Origin of the sequence: Glaciecola punicea ACAM 611, from assembly GCF_000252165.1 — a bacterium.
GTDB classification, from domain to species: Bacteria; Pseudomonadota; Gammaproteobacteria; order Enterobacterales; family Alteromonadaceae; genus Glaciecola; species Glaciecola punicea.
The window spans coordinates 20,137-39,802 of sequence record NZ_BAET01000014.1 but is presented as its reverse complement, the minus strand read 5'-3'; the positions used below and the strand labels follow the sequence as shown (position 1 = coordinate 39,802).

The following is a 19,666-nucleotide window of genomic DNA, read 5'->3' as shown; positions in this document are numbered from 1 at the left end:
ACTAACATGGTAAATACGCAAGATCTCCTGGCATCGCTTTTATCAAACGGTGTATCATGCGAGCTAGCAGAGCTTGTTCGCTACCGTGCGCTTGCGCGCAAGCTCAACTTAGTGCCTAACGGCAGCATAAAAAGCAGTATGGCCGGTACAATCACCTCACGCTTTAAAGGCCGAGGAATGGAGTTTGACGAGGCCCGTCATTACCAACCCGGCGATGATATTCGCAGCATAGACTGGCGCGTTACTGCGCGCACTGGCAAAACACATACAAAACTGTACCGCGAAGAGCGAGAACGTCCGGTGCTCATTTTTATTGATTTGTCGTCGTCAATGCAGTTTGGCACCTCGCTTTTGTATAAATCAGTGCAGGCATTGCATGCCGCCGCGCTAGTCATTTTTAGTGCCCTATCGCGAGGAGACAAAATTGGCTGTATGGCAGTATCAAATAACATTGATATAGAACGTAAACCAAAGTCTACGGCTAAGCAGGCTTTGTCGATGCTTAATCAACTAATTGAACTACAAAACAACGCAATCATTGAAACCTATACGAACGCTAAACAACCTGCCCTACAAAAGACAGCGTCACCTCGCGAGACAGCCGATCAAAGTACAACGCATATGAATCAACTAGCCATGTTGGCCAGGCCCGGTACATTGGTATATGTTATTTCTGATTTCATCAACGTTTCAAACAGTGCTTTTTCGGTGTTAGGCAAGATAAAGCGCCACTGCGAAGTAAGGCCACTACGTATATTCGACCCCATTGAAGAAGCTCTGCCTGCGGTGAATAGCATGCAAGACGTGCTTCTCTCAAATGGTCTACAAGAGCAGCATATACTGCTGGGAGACAGCAGCATTAATGAACAGTACAAGCGCATACGCGGCGACGTGTTTGACGCACTGAAAGCCAATTTAAACAGCTTAGGCCTGCCGCTTCGACAAATTAGCGCAGCGCAGCCTATTGAACAACAGCTTAGCGCGAGTAAGTCTGGACTAATACTGGGGGAGTTTAGATGAACCCACTTGATCAACTTGCCGACATTACCACACCACAAAACGTATCGATTTGGCCTTTAGCATGGGGTTATTGGCTAGTCTTGGCGCTTGCAATCTTGCTACTTGCGATTGCGATAATCAGCGTTGTACGCTTCAAAAACACGCGTAAACAAAAACGTGGGACCATGGCTGCATTAAATAGCTTAGAAACGCTAGATCCTTACTTTGCGCATAAGGTACACGTGCTAATAAAAACACTGTTTGCGCATTATATGCCGCACGTAGCGAGCAAAACAATGCATGGCAGTGAGTGGCAATCTTTACTGCTGTCGGTTTATAAAGGCAATCATCCAAGTGAGGTAGTACGGTCAATTTCAATGCTGCAAGCGCGTATGTATGCCAAGCCACCTGCCAGCCTTGAAGCCGCGTTGCCAAGTAAAGAAGCGACTGCAGACGATCTGCAGAATGTGGTAAGGGCTCAAAACGATGTAATATTGACGGCAATGCGTGACTTCGTAGACACTAGCTTTCCTTGCAAAGTGCCCAGTAATAAACATACAGCCGTCGCCAAAACCTCACCGCCATCGCCAGCAAAAGAGGTCAGCCATGTTTGAGTTTGTTTGGTGGCCCCTATTGGCGCTTTTACCTTTGCCCTTGCTGCTGCGCTACTTGCTGCCTGCCAAGAAAAAAAATGCGCAGGTCGCGTTATACTTTCCACATGTGACAGAGCTTGCTCAAAGCCAAAATAAAAAAATCAGAAGCTCTATAGGGAGGGCATTAATACTAAGCATTGCGTGGATTGCACTGGTGTTTGCCTCGGCTCGCCCTATTTGGTTTGGCGATCCCATTGCTATACCTAGTGAAGGCCGGGACTTAATGTTAGCAGTCGATTTGTCTACCAGCATGCGTCAAAAAGACATGCTGGTAAATGGCCAAGGCGTTGACCGACTAGAAATGGTGAAGTCGGTAATGGATGATTTTATTGAACGCCGAGTAGGTGACCGCATTGGGTTAATACTATTTGGTGACACCGCCTACTTGCAGGCACCGCTAACGTTTGATCGTAACATAATAAAACAATTTTTAGATGAAAGCGTGATCGGTTTAGTGGGCGACAGCACCGCAATTGGCGACGCCATTGGCTTAGCCGTTAAACGCTTTATCGAAAAAGAGCGATCTAACCGGGTATTGATTTTACTCACCGACGGACGCAACACCGCCGGCAATATTAGTATTGACCAAGCATTAGCGCTGGCCGTGGCTAATCAAGTCACAGTGTATCCCATTGGCGTGGGCTCGGAGCAACAGGTGCAAAATAGCCTGTTTGGACAGCGACTCATAAACCCTTCATCAGACTTAGACGAGCGCGCTCTATTAAAGATAGCAAAAGAAACAGGCGGTGATTATTTTCGAGCAAAAAGTACCCAAGAGCTTGCGCAAATATACGCGATATTAGATTTACTTGAGCCGGTTAAAGGAAATGATCAAACACTGCGCCCACGAGAAGAGCTGTTTTATTATCCACTGGCGGCGGCTGTTGGCATCGCAGCTTTTATTGCATTGACGCCGCTGCTGTTGATGCTGTTTAGAAATGTGAGAAACACTTCTTCAAGCCCCCGCAACACTTCAACAAGGGCCGCTGCAGATGAATGATATCGTTCAAAACTTTCAATTTATTCGTCCTGAATGGCTGTGGGCTTTATTGGCGATTTTAATTATTTACGCCTTAAAACTTAGGTTTGGCAAGGACCAAAACGTGTGGCAGCAGCTTATTCCAGCTCACCTTTATCAGCAAATGATAGTACGCAAAAGCGCAGTTGCATCAAATAAGTTTGTGCACCTAAGCATGGCGTCTTTATTAATAGCGGTCATTGCTATAGCCGGCCCCACATGGGAAAAGCTCCCCCAAATGGTTTACCAAACACAAGCCGGTAAAGTAATTTTAATGGACATGTCAATGTCTATGCGCGCAAGCGATTTATCCCCAAACAGGCTCACCAGGGCCAGATTCAAAGCTATCGATTTAGTCAATGAAGTAAAAGAAGGGGAAACCGGCTTAGTAGCCTATGCCGGAGACGCTTTTGTGGTGAGCCCACTTACCGATGATATCAATAACCTTACCACCTTAATACCGGTGCTGACGCCCGAAATAATGCCTATCAAAGGCAGTTCAGCACTAACCGGTTTGCTACGTTCAGCCTCGCTTCTGCAAGACGCAGGCTATCAGCAGGGACAAATTTATTGGATAACCGACGGCATCCGCTATGATGAAATTAGAGATATAAGAGATTTTATCATAGACTCGCCGTTTGAAGTATCGGCCTTGCTAGTAGGCACCGAAGCAGGCGCGCCTATTCCAATGGAAGACGGACAATTGTTAAAAGACTTCACAGGCAAAATTGTAGTACCCAGCATTAATTCACGTTACATGAATCAGGCCATGGCAGGTACAAAGGGAAAATATCATTTGTTTGCCAACGACGATAGCGATATTCAAGCAATTAAACGCAACGTTGCTTTTGACCAGCAGCAGCGAGCGAAAGAAGTAGATAATGCTACTGGTGACACTTTCAAAGATATGGGTCCTTATTTACTTTTACTATTGTTGCCCGTGGCGGCTTATAGTTTCAGAAAAGGCGTATTGAGCGTCGCTATTTTAGGTAGTCTTTTGCTGGGTTTAGGCACCAGCAGTCCGCGCGTTTTCGCGGTACAGTCTCAGCCTTTGCCCAACACAGTAAACGTAATAGCCGACCAAGAGATCAACCAAAATTCGCCGCGCACAAATGAAAACTTACTTGATAGGGTCTTCAAAAATGCAGACCAAAGAGGGAAAATAGCGTTTGATGAAAACGATTATGCCAAAGCGCAAAATCTTTTTGAAGACAGCGCCTGGCTAGCGGCCAGTGCTTATAAAAGTGGTGATTTCGAACGCGCTGAAGCATTGTATAAGCAACTTATCCAACGCGGTTCAGTGACACAAAGCGCATTAATGGACAATGTTTACAATAAAGGCAATGCCTTAGCCAGGCAAGGTAAGCTTGAAGACGCCCTTAATGCTTATAATGAAGTGTTAAAGAGCAATCCAGAGCATCAACATGCAAAGGCTAATAAGCAACTTGTAGAAGAACTGTTAGAGCAGCAGCAACAAGAACAACAGCAACAGGACTCTCAGGAAGAACAAGACGAACAAGACGGCGAGCAAGACCAGAATCAGGATTCATCGCAAAAAAATAGTGATGAACAGCAGGGTCAAGATGCACAAGACCAGCAAAGTCAGTCTCAAGATAGTCAGCCGTCCGATAGTCAGCCCGACGGTTCGCAGCAGCAACAAAGCCCATCAAGCGAACAGTCTGATGGAAACAGCGCGCAAGAAAACCGCGAAGGTCAGCAAGAAGAACAGCAACCCTCGGATGAGTCGCTCAAGCAAGAAGCGCAAAAGCAAAAAACGCAAGAGCAACAAAATGCTCAGCAGTCACAAGCCGAGCAGCAGTCAAAAGAAAATGAGGCTTCTGCTGAACAGCAAAGCAATGAAGCGCCGCAGCGAAACGAGCAAGCGCAAACCGAGGCTATTTCTAATCAGGTGAATACCGATGATTTAACGCCTGAGCAAAAAGAAGAGTTACAAAGAATGCAGATGATCTTAAATAAAATTCCCGACGACCCTGCGTATTTGCTGATGCGAAAAATGCAGCTTGAAGCCTATAAACGCAGAAATGACCCTTCACCTCCGATACAGGAAAACTGGTAGTGAGCATACAGCCTATAGTTAAACCATCCTTGTCAACAGTGTTGCGTGTAAGCGTGCTATTAAGTGTATGTATATTACTGGGTGCAATCATGCACGTAAGCACCGCATACGCGAAGGTTACACAGCTTACTACCAACGTGGATAGAAACACCATTTTGGTCGATGAATCTATACAATTGACCCTAACAGCGCAGGGCTCAGCAGATCGAGATGCGGTCAACTTCAGGCCCTTACAAGTAGACTTTAACGTAAGTCAGCCCTCGTTTAGCCAGTCTACACAAATAATCAACGGCTCAATGTCGCGCACGGTGACTTGGACAATCAATTTATACCCCAAGCAAATTGGTTCTTTCACTGTGCCACGCTTTACCGTCGACAATGAATCTAGCATCGAATTTACAGTAAACGTGCTGCCAGTTGACAGCGCTAGCAGCAGCCAGCCAAGAGAGTTCTTCGTGACCTCTAGCATCGACACGCAGTCAGTATATTTACAACAGCAAATTTTATATACGGTCAAAATACACCTTGTTCGTGATATTCAGCGAGGCCAGCTTACCCAGCCTAATTTAGCTGGCGCTATTATAGAACAGATTGGCGAAGATACCGACTATCAAGAAATTATTGAAGGTGTGCGCTATCGCATAATCGAAAGAAAATACGCTATTATTCCTCAAGCAAGCGGTAACTATGTTATTGATGGGCCCATATTTGAGGCCGAAGTTCCGACCAATTCTCGCCGCAGTTTTGCTAATTTTGGACGTACAAAAACCATCTCTCGGCGCGCACCCGACATCAACATAAACGTGCAGCCTATCCCAGACAACTACAGCGAAACATGGTTGCCCAGCGAACTGGTAGAAATTACGCAGCAGTGGCAAGGCGAAACGCAACCCTTTGTGGTAGGTGAGCCCGTCACGCGCACTATTACCCTGACCGCACTTGGGCTAACTAAAGAGCAGTTGCCCGGCATCGACTTGCCTTATCACCCAAGTTTTAAAGTTTACCCTGAACAGCCTAGCCTTGCTTCGGTTGAACGTAATGACAAATTAATAGCGCAAGGTACATTTAACAGCGCCATTATTCCAGAAGAAGCGGGAAATTTCATATTGCCCGAAGTTCGCATCCCTTGGTTTAATGTAAATACTGGCACAACCGAATTTGCGACACTGCCCGCTAGCTCAATTGAGGTTGTTTCCAAGCCCAACAATGGCGCAGCAACCGCGCAAATTGCGCCGCTCAAAGGCCAGCAGCAAACCACTTCACCAAATATGTCGCCTGCTCTACCTACGCTTCCACCGCAGTCAAGCACAATGAACTGGCTGCACTATTTATTAATAGCGACTAACGTGTTTACCCTCATTGCTTTGTACATTTTTTGGCTAATGGCAAAGACTAAGCGACATAGCCCCAAAACAGCCCAAACAAATATTGCGCCATCTGTTTTGCCAGAGCAAGAGGCTTTTACGCGCCTTAAACAAAGTTTAGAGCAAGGCCATACACATGGTATTTCAGATGCACTTGAAAGCTGGCTGCAGGCCCTATACCCCACGCAGTTTTATTCAATTAGCGCCAGTTTAGCAATGCACCCGCGCTCTGGTGCACTTGAGACCTACAACCAACTGTTAGCAAACAGTTTTTCAACTCACCCCGAACCAATTGACAACCGTAATTTTATTGAGCGTTTAACACAATTCAGGAAACTTGCTACCTTAGATAATGAGGAAACGGCGCGCTCAGTGCTTTACGCTAAATAGCTCTGGTATACATAAGCTTTTTTTTTCCGTGCATCCTGTTAGACTATGCGTAGCATAATGCTAAGTAAAATAATAAAAAAAGGGCGTCTTAATGGAATTTGGCACGTATATATCATTGGCAATTTATTTCTTGATAATGCTGGGCATAGGTCTTTACGCCTTTAAAACCAACGAAGACAGTGCTTCTGGATATATGTTAGGCGGGCGTAAACTAAGCGCGCCAGTCACCGCGCTGTCAGCAGGTGCTTCTGACATGAGTGGTTGGATGTTAATGGGTGTACCCGACGCCATGTATGTAACAGGCGCCTCTTCGCTTTGGATTGCATTTGGTTTAACGCTGGGTGCATGGATTAATTATTTAGTGGTGGCACCTCGCCTGCGTGTGTTTACCGAAGTCGCTAACGACTCTATTACTCTGCCAGATTATTTTGAAAATCGTTTCTTAGATAAGACAAGAATGCTGCGCGTAATCGCTTCCATCGTTATCATTCTCTTTTTCACTTTATATACATCGTCTGGGGTGGTAGCAGGCGGCAAATTATTTGAATCGTCATTTGGCTTAAGCTTTGAATTAGGAGTATTTATTACCGCTGGCGTGGTGGTAACCTATACTTTTTTTGGCGGCTTTACCGCCGTATCTATTACCGACTTTGTGCAAGGCTGCATTATGTTTGTCGCGCTAGTGCTGGTGCCCAGTGTCGTTGTATTTGAGCTAGGCGGTATTAATCAAACCCTCGACAGCGTAGCGACTATTAATCCTGATCTACTGTCATTAATGATTGATGCATCTACCGGCGAAACCTTAGGGTTTGTGGCAATAATTTCTTTATTGTCGTGGGGCTTAGGTTACTTTGGCCAACCGCATATTATTGTACGTTTCATGGCCATAAGCAGCGTAAAGCAGATACCGGCAGCCAGAAGAATTGGCATGACTTGGATGATCGTGGCGCTTATTGGCGCAGCAATGACCGGCATTTTTGGGCTGGCTTATATGACCTCTCAAGGTATACCGCTTGACGATCCAGAAACAATTTTCATTGTGTTATCACAGCTACTCTTCAACCCTCTTATTAGTGGGTTTTTATTAGCCGCAATATTGGCCGCTATTATGAGCACCATCTCTTCTCAACTTTTAGTTACCTCAAGCTCGTTAACCCGCGACGTGTACACCTGTTTTATTAACAAAGAAGCCTCAGACAGTAAACAAGTTATGGTCGGTCGTATTTGCGTAATTGTGGTTGCCGTTGCCGCTATAGGAATGGCGTTAGGCGAAAATAAAACAATTTTATCGCTTGTCAGCAATGCTTGGGCAGGATTTGGCGCAGCCTTTGGCCCGCTGGTCATCATTTCTTTATTATGGGACAAAATGACTAAGGAAAGCGCAATTGCAGGTATGTTAGCGGGCACTATTACCGTACTAATTTGGATTTTTGTGCCCATTGATGAAAGTGGCGCTGCTTTATCTTCGTATATTTATGAAATAATTCCAGGGTTTATCGTTTCTGCTGCTGTTATAGTAATAATGAGTATTACCCGGCCGAGCAAAGATTCAGAAGCGTCAGAAATATCTGCCCTATTTAATGAATTTACGCATCGTTATAAAACAGATTCGTAACATCACTATATAGAGACATATGGCTTACTTTGCAGCAAGACAAAGGCACAGCAAAAATGATTGAAGGCCTGCAGTTCAATCTAGGTCTAGATAAAATAAGCTCAGCAAAGTATACGTTTATTAACTTTACTGAAGCTTCGATTCTAAAGTCCTACCCTAGTCTTCTGCCTTCTTGGTTAGCTTACCGTCACTTATTGATGCAATGTTAGAAAGTAGCATAGAAGTACTTATAGGCAGTATGCCACTTACCGACACAATCAAAGAAGCCTTAGTAAAAGACAAAGCTTGACTTGCGGGCATTATTTTAGTCTGCAAAGTAATTGAACAAGGTGAATGGGAAAGGCTTAATAAAGCCTGCACACGTATGAAAATTGAATACGACGATGTCATTATCGCCTATGCAGATTCTGCATTTTGGGCCGAAAAGCGTCTCGATCTCCTTATTTATCGAGCTTGAAGCGCTGCAGAGCTCTCACTATTGCTTATTAGCATCCTTATAACAAATGTATCTATTAAATTATAAAACGGTTATTAACAATACCAAATTGTAATAGCCAACTTATCCAATTATGCTAACATTATATGCTTATAAATAATTAGTATATGCGCCTTTAACGTAGCCCCTAATGCTAGGGGCATGTTGGTTAAACATATTGCTTGCCTCTTAGACAATACAAATAGAGTTAACTATGACTGATAAATTGCCGCGCATGACCCACCTCAAAGAGCTCGAGGCTGAGAGCATTCATATTTTTAGAGAAGTAGCCGCCGAATTTGACAATCCAGTAATGCTGTACTCAGTGGGTAAAGATTCATCGGTGTTATTGCACCTTGCCCGAAAAGCATTTGCACCTGGCACTATTCCTTTCCCCCTTTTACATGTGGATACGACCTGGAAATTTAAAGAAATGATTACGTTTAGAGATAAAATTGCCGCTAAACACAATTTAAATTTGCTGGTGCACACCAATCAGGAAGGCGTTGAGCAAGGTGTTAATCCTTTTTCAGTTGGCAGCGCAAAACATACCGACATTATGAAAACAGGCGCGCTTAAACAAGCTTTAAATCATTATAAATTTGATGCGGCTTTTGGCGGCGCTCGCCGCGACGAAGAAAAGTCTCGTGCGAAAGAACGCGTATATTCGTTTAGAGATGAAAACCACCGCTGGGATCCTAAAAACCAGCGCCCAGAGTTATGGAACATCTATAATTCACAAATTAATAAAGGCGAAAGCATCCGGGTATTTCCCATGTCTAACTGGACAGAACTTGACATCTGGCAGTATATTTATGCAGAAGGCATAGAGATCCCTTCTTTGTATCTTGCTAAACCACGTCCGGTGGTCTATCGCGATGGTGTATTAATCATGGTTGACGATGACCGTATGCCCTTACATGAAGGGGAGACTCCGCAAATGAAGTCGGTTCGTTTCAGAACCCTTGGCTGTTACCCGCTTACCGGTGCGGTTGAGTCAGTTGCTGACACTTTGCCCCAAGTTATACAAGAAATGTTGTTAACCAAAACATCAGAGCGCCAAGGGCGAGTCATCGATAACGATTCTTCTGGCTCTATGGAAAAGAAGAAAATGGAGGGTTACTTTTAATGGCACCTAGTAATATTTTATGGCACAAAAGTACGGTAGACAAGCAGCATAGAAGTGCCAAACTTGGGCAAAAACCCAGCGTAATTTGGCTAACGGGTTTGTCTGGATCGGGTAAATCTACTATTGCAAATCTTTTAGAAAAACGCCTTTATGAGGCTGATCATGCGACCTATTTACTTGATGGCGACAACGTACGCCACGGCCTATGCGGCGACTTAGGGTTCAACGACAAGGCGCGCGTTGAAAATATAAGACGTATCAGCGAAGTCAGTAAGCTATTTGTCGACGCGGGCTTAATTGCTCTAACCGCGTTTATCTCGCCGTTTAAGGCAGACCGTAACTACTGTAGATCATTACTTGCAAACGGTGAGTTTGTAGAGGTGTTTGTAGACACTCCAATTGAAGTGTGTGAAAAGCGCGATCCCAAAGGCCTTTACCAAAAAGCGAGAAGCGGCGAAATTAAGCATTTTACCGGTATAGATTCTGCCTACGAAGCCCCGCAGTCGCCAGAAATACATTTACATTATAAGGACGAAACAGCCCAGCAAACTACACAACGTTTATATCTAGCACTGCAAGAAAAAGGATATGTTAAGTGAGCAAGTTCCAGATAAACGAAAAAAGTATTCAAGCGCTTACCCAGATTGCACAAGACGCAGGCGACAAAATATTAGACATTTACTCATCAGACATCGCCATATACGACAAATCTGACTCAAGCCCATTAACCGAGGCCGATTTAGCTGCTCATCACCATATTGTAGACGCGCTAGGAGCACTTGCTGATTTACCCATTTTATCGGAAGAGTCGAGCGAAATCCCTTGGCAAGAACGCAAAAAATGGACACGCTACTGGCTAGTAGATCCGCTTGACGGTACCAAAGAGTTTATTAAGAAAAACGGTGAGTTTACAGTCAACATTGCCCTAATTGAATACGGTGAACCGACCTTCGGTATTGTGCACGCACCGGTGCTTAAAAAGACCTACGTGGGCGCAAAAAAGCGGGGCGCTTATGTGCTACAAGAGGGGCAAAAAATAGCGATTAAAGCACGCCCACATACACAGGGTCAAGCATGGAGAGTAGTGGGCAGTCGCTCGCATCAAAGCCCTGAAATTAATAAAGTTATGGATGCTCTTGACGGCGAAAAAGACTTAATTGCTATGGGCAGTTCATTAAAGTTATGCCTAGTTGCAGCCGGTGAAGCGCATTTATATCCTCGTGTCGGCCTAACAAGTGAGTGGGACACAGCGGCAGCGCACGCCATCGCATTAGCCGCAGGCGCAAAAGTCACTGTGCTAGACACTAATAATCCTTTTGACGCAGACGCACACCCGCTGCGCTACAATCAAAAAGAATCAGTTTTGAACCCTTTTTTCATGGTAAGTTGCTAAGATGTTTAACGAAAATGAATTATTACGCTCTGACATAAATGAATACTTAGCGGTTCACGAGCGCAAAGATTTAATGCGCTTTTTAACCTGCGGTAGCGTAGACGACGGCAAAAGTACGCTGATAGGCCGCCTACTGCACGATTCCAAAATGATTTACGAAGATCAGCTAGCGGCTATCACTAAAGACAGCAAGAAAGTAGGTACCACAGGCGAAAAGGTCGACCTTGCGCTATTAGTGGATGGCCTGCAGTCTGAGCGCGAGCAAGGCATTACTATAGACGTGGCATACCGCTACTTCAGTACCGACAAGCGCAAGTTTATTATTGCCGATACACCCGGGCACGAGCAATATACCCGCAACATGGTCACAGGCGCATCTAACTGCGACCTTGCCATTTTGATGGTTGATGCACGCGCAGGCATTAAAACACAAACGAAACGTCATTCATTTTTAGCCTCACTGTTGGGCATTAAGCACGCTATTGTAGCGGTCAATAAAATGGATTTAATGGAATTTAGTGAAAGTGTGTTTAACGATATTAAACAAGAATTTATTTCATTTTCAAAGCAGCTTAACATCCCCGATATTCGCTTTATTCCTATGTCGGCGCTTGAAGGCGACAACGTCGTCAACAGAAGTGAGCATACGCCTTGGTATAGCGGCCCCACCCTGATGGAGACTCTTGAAACAATCGTAATTACCGATCAGAGTAAAGACGATTTTAGATTTCCAGTACAGTACGTTAACAGACCGAATCTGAATTTCAGAGGTTTTGCCGGTACCATCGTTTCAGGCCAAATAGCCAAAGGCGATGCAGTTACTGTGTTGCCATCAGGTAAAACCTCTATCGTAAAATCTATTTATACCTTCAACGGTGATATTGAGCATGCAAACGCGCAGCAGGCGATTACGCTAACGCTGAAAGATGAAATTGATATTTCACGCGGCGACATGATTGTTAAAAACGACAATAAGCCCCTAATAGCCAGTAGTTTTAGCACTTACTTGGTCTGGATGGCAGAAGAAGAGCTCATTCCCAATAAACAATTTAGTTTTAAATTTGCCACGAAGACCGTTACCGGCACAGTGTCTAACCTACACCATAAAATTGATGTGAATACGCTTAATGAAAGTGAAGCTTTGCATTTAAATCTCAATGAAATTGGGGTGATTAATATTAGATTAACGCAAAATATTGCCTGCGATCCTTATGCTAAAAATCGCGCCACGGGTGCTTTTATCATTATTGACCGCATGACAAATGGCACAGTGGGTGCCGGTATGATCATTAGCGCTAATAAAGAGAGTAAAGGCTCAACGCAGTACTCAGAGTTTGAGCTGGAAATGAACGCCCTTGTAAGGAAGCATTTCCCGCACTGGGGCACTAGCGACATAAGCAACACTTAATGTGGCGGTAGCTTGTGTATTGCTTGGCAGTCATCTAGCTGATCTTTAGCTATAACGATAGGTATTTGCTAAGCTTTAGTAGCTCTACTTTACGCAATTAATTAATCCCTAGACAGTCTAGCTGTTAATTAATTATTCTTACAGCCTAGTGTAACTTTTGTGAATATATGAATATTGACCAAATAATGGTACTGCTTGTGTTTTTTGCCACTATTGTGGCCTTAATATTCACAAACAAAAAACCTTCAAGTATCTTTGCCGCGTGCACCTTAGTTTTAGTGCTGCTGCAACAGCTAGATTTTTCTCATATTTTACAAAACGTTACCAACATGGGACTGGTCGCCCTTGTATTGCTGCTGCTGGTGAGTCACTCCATTGACAAAACAACGCTGGTGGTGCGGCTAGGTCGTAAAATTATTAAGGGCAGCTATGCAAAAAGTTTCTGGCGCATGTTTGCGCTCACGTTTAGCGCCTCTGCCCTTTTGAATAATACCGCCGTAGTGGCAAGCCTAATTGGCCCAATAAAGCACAATACCTTACATCCACCCTCAAAATTATTAATTCCTTTGTCGTACGCCGCTATCTTAGGCGGCACCGTGACGCTTATTGGTACCTCTACCAACTTAATAGTCGACAGTTTCTTAATTGAAAACGGTCATGCAGGCTTTGCCTTTTTCGACTTCACCCTGTTTGGCCTTAGCGCGGGGATCGCCTGCGGTATTTTATTGTTTATGCTGTCTGGTTTATTACCCACTTTCAATGCGAATAAGAGTCAGTATCAAAGCTACCTGCTTGAAGCCGACGTAGAAGCCAGTTCAGAACTCATTGGTAATACTGTTGAAGATAATCACTTACGTAACTTACCTGAGTTATTTTTAATTGAAATAGTCAGGCGCAAAAAAGTGATCACACCAGTTACACCGGATATGATAATTGAGGAAAACGATAAACTTATATTCACAGGCAACATCGCTAAAATAGACAGCATTGGCCACATTAAAGGCCTTACTATGTTTGCCGAAGCAAATGGTTTGTTAAACGATAGCTTAACCGAAGTGGTTGTGTCAAACCGCTCTACCATACGCAATAAAACCCTTAAGCAAGTTGGCTTTAGAGCACTTTTTGACGCTGGCGTAGTGGCTATTCGACGCGACGGCGAAGCTATTTCAGGCAAATTGGGCGATTTAAAAATTCAAGCAGGGGATTTTTTATTACTTGCCACCGGCAGTGATTTTCACAGCAGAGACAACATATCCAAAAACTTCTTTGTGGTGTCTGAACAAAAAATTACGCGTAAGTTAACAAGGTGGCAGGAAAACTTCACCTTACTGGGCTTCTTAGGCGTTATCGCGCTAGCGGCGAGCTCTGTTATACCCCTTGCCACCGGCCTGCTTTTTTATGCGGCAAGCTTGGTGATTGTTAAAGTGTCGGCGGTTCAAGAGTATAAGCGTAATTTGCCCATTAACCTTATACTGGTCATTGTGGGGGCGCTAAGCTTGGCCACAGCGCTTGAAAACTCTGGGCTAATTCTATTCGCCACTAATCACTTAACGCCACTAATAGGGGACATGAATCCATTCTATGCTCTTATTGCGGTTTACCTGATGACGGTATTGCTGACAGAGTTTGTCACCAACAACGCGGCTGCCGCGCTTATGTTTCCCTTCGCATACGGTTTGGTTAGTGCTATGCAATTGCCCATTATGCCTTTTGCTCTAGCAGTTGCCTTTGCTGCCAGCGCCAGTTTTATATCACCCTATGGCTATCAAACTAACCTTATTGTATTTGGCGCGTCTGACTATAAGTTTTCTGACTTTGCTAAAATAGGCGTGCCTATTTCCATTACGTTTGGCGTAATTGTGCTGAGCCTGCTCAATTTAATCTACTTGTGATACATCCGCTCACATTACTTTTTTGCAATAAACGCGCTTTAACAGCAAATTAGCTTGCTTTGTTCTCACCTGTATTAAATAGCTAAACTACCCTCGCGCGTTTTGCTAAGGCTTTGAAATGCCCCATATAGTCAGGGGCTTGTTCTTTATTGCGCGTGCCTAAATAAATCGATTTCATAATTTTGGCACTGCCTAGAGATACCCATTTTATATCAAGTTTATCTTGAAATGACTCAACCAGCCACCGAGGCAGCGCAGCAACGCCGCGACTCGCTTCGACCATTTGCAGCATAATTTCGGTTGTCTCAATAATTTTATGTCGTTTTGGACTTACACCCGCCGGCGTTAAAAAACGCGTAAATATGTCGAGTCGACTCGCCTCCACTGGATACGTTATAAGGGTTTCATCTGCCAAATCGGTCGGCCTTATAAACCCCAACGAAGCAAGAGTAGAATCAGCAGGCACTACAAGCACATGTTCATAGTCAAACACCGCTTGATAATTGATATGCTTATGCAAAAGAGGATCGGGCGTTATAAGCATGTCAATTTCATACTCTAACAGCGCCCCTAGCGCACCGAACTGAAACTGCTGTTTTACATCAACATCAATATCGGGGAATTCCCTAATAAAGGGCTTCACCACGGTTAGCAACCATTGATAACATGGATGACACTCCATACCAATGCGTAGCGTACCGCGTTCTCCTTTGGCAATTTGTTGAAGCTGCAGCTCGGCATGCTCAAACTGTGGAATGACTCGGTTGCCAAACTTGAGTAGCAACTGACCCGCGTTGGTCATGCGCACCCGCCTTCCCTCTTTATGCCATACCTTTACGCCATATGCTTGTTCAAGCTTTTTGATTGCATGGCTCAAAGCAGATTGTGTGACATGCAGCTTATTTGCGGCTTCGGTCACAGTGCCGGTAGAGGCAACCGCGCTTAAAATATGTAGGTGCTGTCTGTCTAACATTGTAGGCCTTACATACATGAATAATATTCATGCTTTAATGAAAATATACCATTATTATTACGTATTTAGTCACTATAGTATAGCCCTACACTAATCAAATGGACGTATAAATGGCTAAAACACACAACCTTGGGTATCCTCGCATTGGCAAAAACCGAGACCTAAAGCGCAGCTTAGAAGCATACTGGAACAATGACATTGCTGAACAGACTCTGAATGAACAGGTTCAAACACTTCGTGAGCAGCACTACCAAACATTCACGCATCTTGATTTTGCCCAAGCCGGTGACTTCTCGCTGTATGATCATGTACTAGACACCAGCTTTTTATTTGGCAATGCACCCGCACGTGCTAAGCGAGAAAATAACAATGAATCATACCTAGACAGCTATTTTAGAATTGCGCGCGGTCGCTCCAGCAAGCGCGATTGTTGCCCCACACATGCAGGTGAAATGACGAAGTGGTTTGACACTAACTACCACTACATCGTGCCAGAATTCTCTAAAACGACCACGTTTAAACTGTATGCCGACACATTATTATCCGAGGTTAAGCAATTACAAGCACGCGGTCTAGATGTAAAACCGGTTGTTATTGGTCCCTTAACTTACCTTTATTTGGGCAAGTCATTAGATGATACAAACAAGCTAGATCTAATTGACAGCCTGCTGGTGGCATATAAGAACTTGCTTCACACCTTAGCTGAAAACGGTGTAAAGTGGGTGCAGTTAGACGAGCCAGCCTTGGTAACTGAACTCAATGCAGACTGGCTGAGTGCCTATCAACATGCCTACGATACGCTGCAAAACAGCGGTGTAAAAATATTACTCGCAAGCTACTTTGGTAGCCTAGCCGATAATCTCAAAGTAGTAACAAAACTGCCTGTTGATGGCGTTCATATTGATGCGACTCGCGCCAAGCATGAAGTAGCAATATTAGCCAAGGCACTAAATGACTCTCAAGTGCTATCAGTCGGTATTATTGACGGACGCAACATTTGGAGAACCGACTTTACTGAAGCCTTAACGCTACTAAACCCTATTGCCCAGCTTAAACAAGACAAACTTTGGCTGGCACCGTCGTGTTCACTGCTGCACTGCCCGGTTGATTTAAATGCTGAGCAAAATATTCATCCTGAAATTCTGCCTTGGCTTGCCTTTGCAGAGCAAAAGCTAATTGAGCTTGAGATTTTAAGTAAAGCCTTACATACCAGTTCACAAACGGATCAAGACTCCGTACAAGCAGCACTAGCTCAAAACAAGCGCGCTATTGACCAACGTAAGCAGTCTAGCTTGTCAACAAACAAGCTTGTGCAACGTGCGCTAACGAATATTAAAAACGAATGGCTACACCGCAGTGACGACTATGCCACCCGTATTGCTCAGCAGCAAAAAAGCTTGAAACTGCCATTGTACCCAACCACGACGATAGGATCGTTCCCGCAAACGTCACAAATACGTAAAACTCGCCAAGCGTTTATTCGCAAAGAAATTACGCAGCAGCAGTACGAAGATGCTCTTAAAGAAAATATTGCTTACTGCATTGAACAACAAGAGCAAGTGGGTCTTGACGTACTAGTGCATGGCGAGGCTGAGCGCAACGATATGGTTGAGTACTTTGCGGGGCACCTCAATGGCATGCTTACCACTGCGTACGGTTGGGTGCAAAGCTATGGTTCGCGCTGCGTTAAGCCGCCTATTATTTATGGCGATGTAAGTCGTAGCAATGACATTACCGTTGCTTGGACGCAATATGCTCAATCACTAACGCAAAAGCCAGTCAAAGGCATGCTTACCGGTCCGGTAACCATTTTGAATTGGTCTTTTGTACGAGATGATCAGCCTAGGTCTCTCACAACTCAGCAGATTGCTTTGGCAGTAAGAGGCGAAGTACAAGCGCTAGAAGCAGCTGGCACCGGCATTATTCAAATTGACGAGGCGGCTCTGCGCGAAGGCTTACCGCTCAAGCAGTCTCAATGGCCTGAATATTTACGGTGGGCGGTTGACGCTTTTAAACTGTGTTCTAGTGGGGTTAGGCGCGATACGCAAATTCATACACACATGTGCTATTCACAGTTTAACGACATTTTACCGGATATTCAGCGCATGGACGCCGATGTTATAACGATTGAAACATCGCGCTCCAATATGAAATTACTAGATGCCTTTAATGCATTTAACTACCAAAACGATATTGGCCCTGGTGTATACGATATTCATAGCCCAAACGTGCCTGAAGTTGAATCCATCACTAATTTAATTACACAAGCGGCAAGTAAAATCCCAGCCCAGCGCCTATGGATAAATCCTGACTGTGGTTTAAAAACGCGAGACTGGGCAGAAGTAAGGCCTGCGTTGACTAACTTAGTCGCTGCAGCGAAGGCGCTTCGTGCGCAATAATGACAAACCCCAAAATAAATAAAGACAGATTATAAAGCCGCATTGCCTATGTGAGGTGAAGCGGCTTTTTTATTGATGAATTTTTTGTGCAGCGACAATTAACCAATTTACACCTAAGTAGGCCTTTCGGCTGGTATAGAGTTAATACTAGAAGGAAGGCTTAGTTTTTGAATCGGTAATTTAACCTGCTATTTTTGCATATAGTCAATATTGACCCAAAAGGCATACTAGAATAGATGCTCGATGCGAAGCTACCTAACGACGTGATCGACTCGGAGCGTATTCACAAAGGAGTATTATATGGCAATTGGCGCTGCGCCATTCGCAGCTTATATTTACTTATGACTACCATCGCACATAGGTTGTGACGCTGTGGCTTTACATCCGCAAAAAAATACCTTTTTAGACTCTGTAGCTAAAAATTTTACAGGCCTAAAGTCAGTTCCGCCATGAGAACCATCGCACATGGGTTGTTTTACACTTTTCCCGCAAGAGCACCAAAAATAGTTTTTGCCCGCCTCAACTTCAACGCCATATGGCGTATCAGATGCTCGAATCGCTTCACTCATATCCATTTCCTCTATATTAGAATATCGCCTTGACAAGCTAACACACTATCATATTCTATACCTTCTATTGGAGAGTAAATATCCTTAAGGTATTTAGAACCTTAGTGAGCCGAATAAACGTACCCAGTTATTTTAATCGCCAATAATTTATCAGCATCGAAGTATTTTCGCAGAAGCTAATTGCCCATATTGACCTTTATAGCCAACCGGAATGTTCACGGTCAATCCGCTAAATCAGGATCGCAAATAAATAATATATCCATCAGGATTGATGGATTCCACTGCCTCATTATTGCTTCAGATCGCTTTCGAATATCATCTAGCTCGGTAATCGTCGTCAACCCAAACGATTCATCCACAATAATGTGCACCAGCAAATATATATCTCTGCCACTTTTACTAATACGCACTTCTACATGCTCAAATGGCACTGCTGAAAGCGACTGCTTAAGTTTTTTCTCAATCACTAAAGACACTGCCTCGGGCGGCGCTTTGTTTATGACTTCTTTTAAACTGTCTAGCATTATTTTGCCGGGAATGGGCAGTATGCATAGTCCCAGCGCTATCAGTAAAATAGGATCAACGTAAGGCGCGTAAATTACGTAGACCGACTTCTCCAGAAAATAAGCAATGGCGAAACCAAGCAAAATCGAGGCGCTCAATATACCGTCTACTAGCCAAGTGTGCGCATCAACTTTAACTAAGTCAGATCGCAGGCTTTTACTGTGAAACTTCATAAAGGCGGCTACACCAAAGCACCCAACAGTGGCAAACAGGCCATATGCCATGGCGAAACCATACTTAGCCCCATTACCGCCTGTAAACAGGCTATTAACAGCGTCAATTACTGCATACAAACAGGTAGCAATAATAATGAGCGATTTGAATAAATTGAGAGTGGGTTCTATCGCTGTATAGCCGAAGTGAAATCTGTCATCGTCTGGCAATTGCACAAGGTTGGCTACTTTTAGTGTTAACAAGGCCATAAAGAATGGAATCAGGGAGTAAACACCGTCAAATAAAATGGCGCCCGACTGTGTAATTAGAGCAAAGCCAAAGGCAACAAATACAAATACTGTTGCCATAAATAAAGACAGCCTGAGTAAGCTTTTTTCTTTTTTCTCGTGAAAACCAGTAGCCACGTTCGTTCATATATAAAGGGCCTAATTGAGCGGAGTTTACGCGTCTTTTATGAATAAGATAGAGCTTTAAAAAAATATTTATTGTACACAAATTCATCGTAATTAAGACCTCATTACGCTCATTGGATTTGGCTATTTACCTTGATTTTCGGCGCAATGGACTATGCTAT

At 44.1% G+C, this 19,666-nt stretch carries 16 protein-coding genes; 12 read left to right on the top strand and 4 right to left on the bottom strand.

All coding sequences use genetic code 11. The features are described from left to right. Nucleotides 1-6 precede the first annotated feature (6 nt). From GPUN_RS07115 to putP, 6 genes are all read left to right on the top strand, one after another. Nucleotides 7-1,020: a DUF58 domain-containing protein gene (locus GPUN_RS07115; RefSeq protein WP_006004970.1), complete on the top strand. Its 1,014-nt coding sequence runs from the start codon at nt 7-9 to the stop codon at nt 1,018-1,020. Beyond that, nucleotides 1,017-1,613: a DUF4381 domain-containing protein gene (locus GPUN_RS07110; protein WP_006004968.1), complete on the top strand. Its 597-nt coding sequence runs from the start codon at nt 1,017-1,019 to the stop codon at nt 1,611-1,613. The genes GPUN_RS07115 and GPUN_RS07110 overlap by 4 nt, the downstream gene beginning before the upstream one ends. Next, nucleotides 1,606-2,652, top strand: coding sequence for a VWA domain-containing protein (locus GPUN_RS07105; RefSeq protein WP_006004966.1), 1,047 nt, complete (start codon nt 1,606-1,608; stop codon nt 2,650-2,652). Before GPUN_RS07110 ends, GPUN_RS07105 begins: the two co-directional genes overlap by 8 nt. After that, nucleotides 2,645-4,747: a VWA domain-containing protein gene (locus tag GPUN_RS07100; protein WP_006004964.1), complete on the top strand. Its 2,103-nt coding sequence runs from the start codon at nt 2,645-2,647 to the stop codon at nt 4,745-4,747. The genes GPUN_RS07105 and GPUN_RS07100 overlap by 8 nt, the downstream gene beginning before the upstream one ends. After that, entirely contained in the window at nt 4,747-6,501 is a 1,755-nt protein-coding gene (locus GPUN_RS07095; RefSeq protein ID WP_051987313.1) for a BatD family protein, read from the top strand. The genes GPUN_RS07100 and GPUN_RS07095 overlap by 1 nt, the downstream gene beginning before the upstream one ends. Before the next feature lie 91 nt (nt 6,502-6,592). Beyond that, nucleotides 6,593-8,116, top strand: a complete 1,524-nt coding sequence (putP, locus tag GPUN_RS07090) for a sodium/proline symporter PutP (RefSeq protein WP_006004960.1) — start codon at nt 6,593-6,595, stop codon at nt 8,114-8,116. A gap of 156 nt (nt 8,117-8,272) precedes the next feature. On the opposite strand, the gene GPUN_RS07085 is transcribed toward putP, so the two are convergent. Then, entirely contained in the window at nt 8,273-8,506 is a 234-nt protein-coding gene (locus GPUN_RS07085) for a hypothetical protein (protein WP_040520583.1), read from the bottom strand. A gap of 299 nt (nt 8,507-8,805) precedes the next feature. On the opposite strand from GPUN_RS07085, the gene cysD reads away from it, so the two are divergent. From cysD to GPUN_RS07060, 5 genes are all read left to right on the top strand, one after another. Beyond that, complete coding sequence (gene cysD, locus GPUN_RS07080) at nt 8,806-9,720, top strand: sulfate adenylyltransferase subunit CysD (protein ID WP_006004954.1); 915 nt, start codon at nt 8,806-8,808, stop codon at nt 9,718-9,720. After that, nucleotides 9,720-10,319, top strand: coding sequence for an adenylyl-sulfate kinase (cysC, locus tag GPUN_RS07075; RefSeq protein WP_006004952.1), 600 nt, complete (start codon nt 9,720-9,722; stop codon nt 10,317-10,319). The genes cysD and cysC overlap by 1 nt, the downstream gene beginning before the upstream one ends. Beyond that, nucleotides 10,316-11,113: a 3'(2'),5'-bisphosphate nucleotidase CysQ gene (cysQ, locus tag GPUN_RS07070; protein ID WP_006004949.1), complete on the top strand. Its 798-nt coding sequence runs from the start codon at nt 10,316-10,318 to the stop codon at nt 11,111-11,113. The genes cysC and cysQ overlap by 4 nt, the downstream gene beginning before the upstream one ends. Before the next feature lies 1 nt (nt 11,114). Next, on the top strand, nt 11,115-12,521 hold the full coding sequence (gene cysN / locus GPUN_RS07065; protein WP_006004947.1) for a sulfate adenylyltransferase subunit CysN: 1,407 nt from the start codon (nt 11,115-11,117) through the stop codon (nt 12,519-12,521). A 167-nt stretch (nt 12,522-12,688) separates the two neighbouring features. After that, a complete protein-coding gene (locus GPUN_RS07060) occupies nt 12,689-14,413 on the top strand; it encodes an SLC13 family permease (protein ID WP_006004945.1) in 1,725 nt (574 codons plus the stop codon). Between the two features lie 82 nt (nt 14,414-14,495). On the opposite strand, the gene GPUN_RS07055 is transcribed toward GPUN_RS07060, so the two are convergent. Continuing rightward, a complete protein-coding gene (locus tag GPUN_RS07055; RefSeq protein WP_006004943.1) occupies nt 14,496-15,386 on the bottom strand; it encodes a LysR substrate-binding domain-containing protein in 891 nt (296 codons plus the stop codon). Nucleotides 15,387-15,496: 110 nt separating this feature from the next. Between GPUN_RS07055 and metE the strand changes: the two genes are divergently transcribed. Next, entirely contained in the window at nt 15,497-17,785 is a 2,289-nt protein-coding gene (gene metE, locus GPUN_RS07050) for a 5-methyltetrahydropteroyltriglutamate--homocysteine S-methyltransferase (protein ID WP_006004941.1), read from the top strand. Between the two features lie 335 nt (nt 17,786-18,120). Here metE and GPUN_RS07045 read toward each other — a convergent pair whose 3' ends face one another. Together GPUN_RS07045 and GPUN_RS07040 are read right to left on the bottom strand one after the other, a co-directional pair. Further along, entirely contained in the window at nt 18,121-18,354 is a 234-nt protein-coding gene (locus GPUN_RS07045; RefSeq protein WP_006004939.1) for a CDGSH iron-sulfur domain-containing protein, read from the bottom strand. Between the two features lie 221 nt (nt 18,355-18,575). Beyond that, nucleotides 18,576-19,496: a cation diffusion facilitator family transporter gene (locus GPUN_RS07040; RefSeq protein ID WP_006004936.1), complete on the bottom strand. Its 921-nt coding sequence runs from the start codon at nt 19,494-19,496 to the stop codon at nt 18,576-18,578. Nucleotides 19,497-19,666 lie beyond the last annotated feature (170 nt).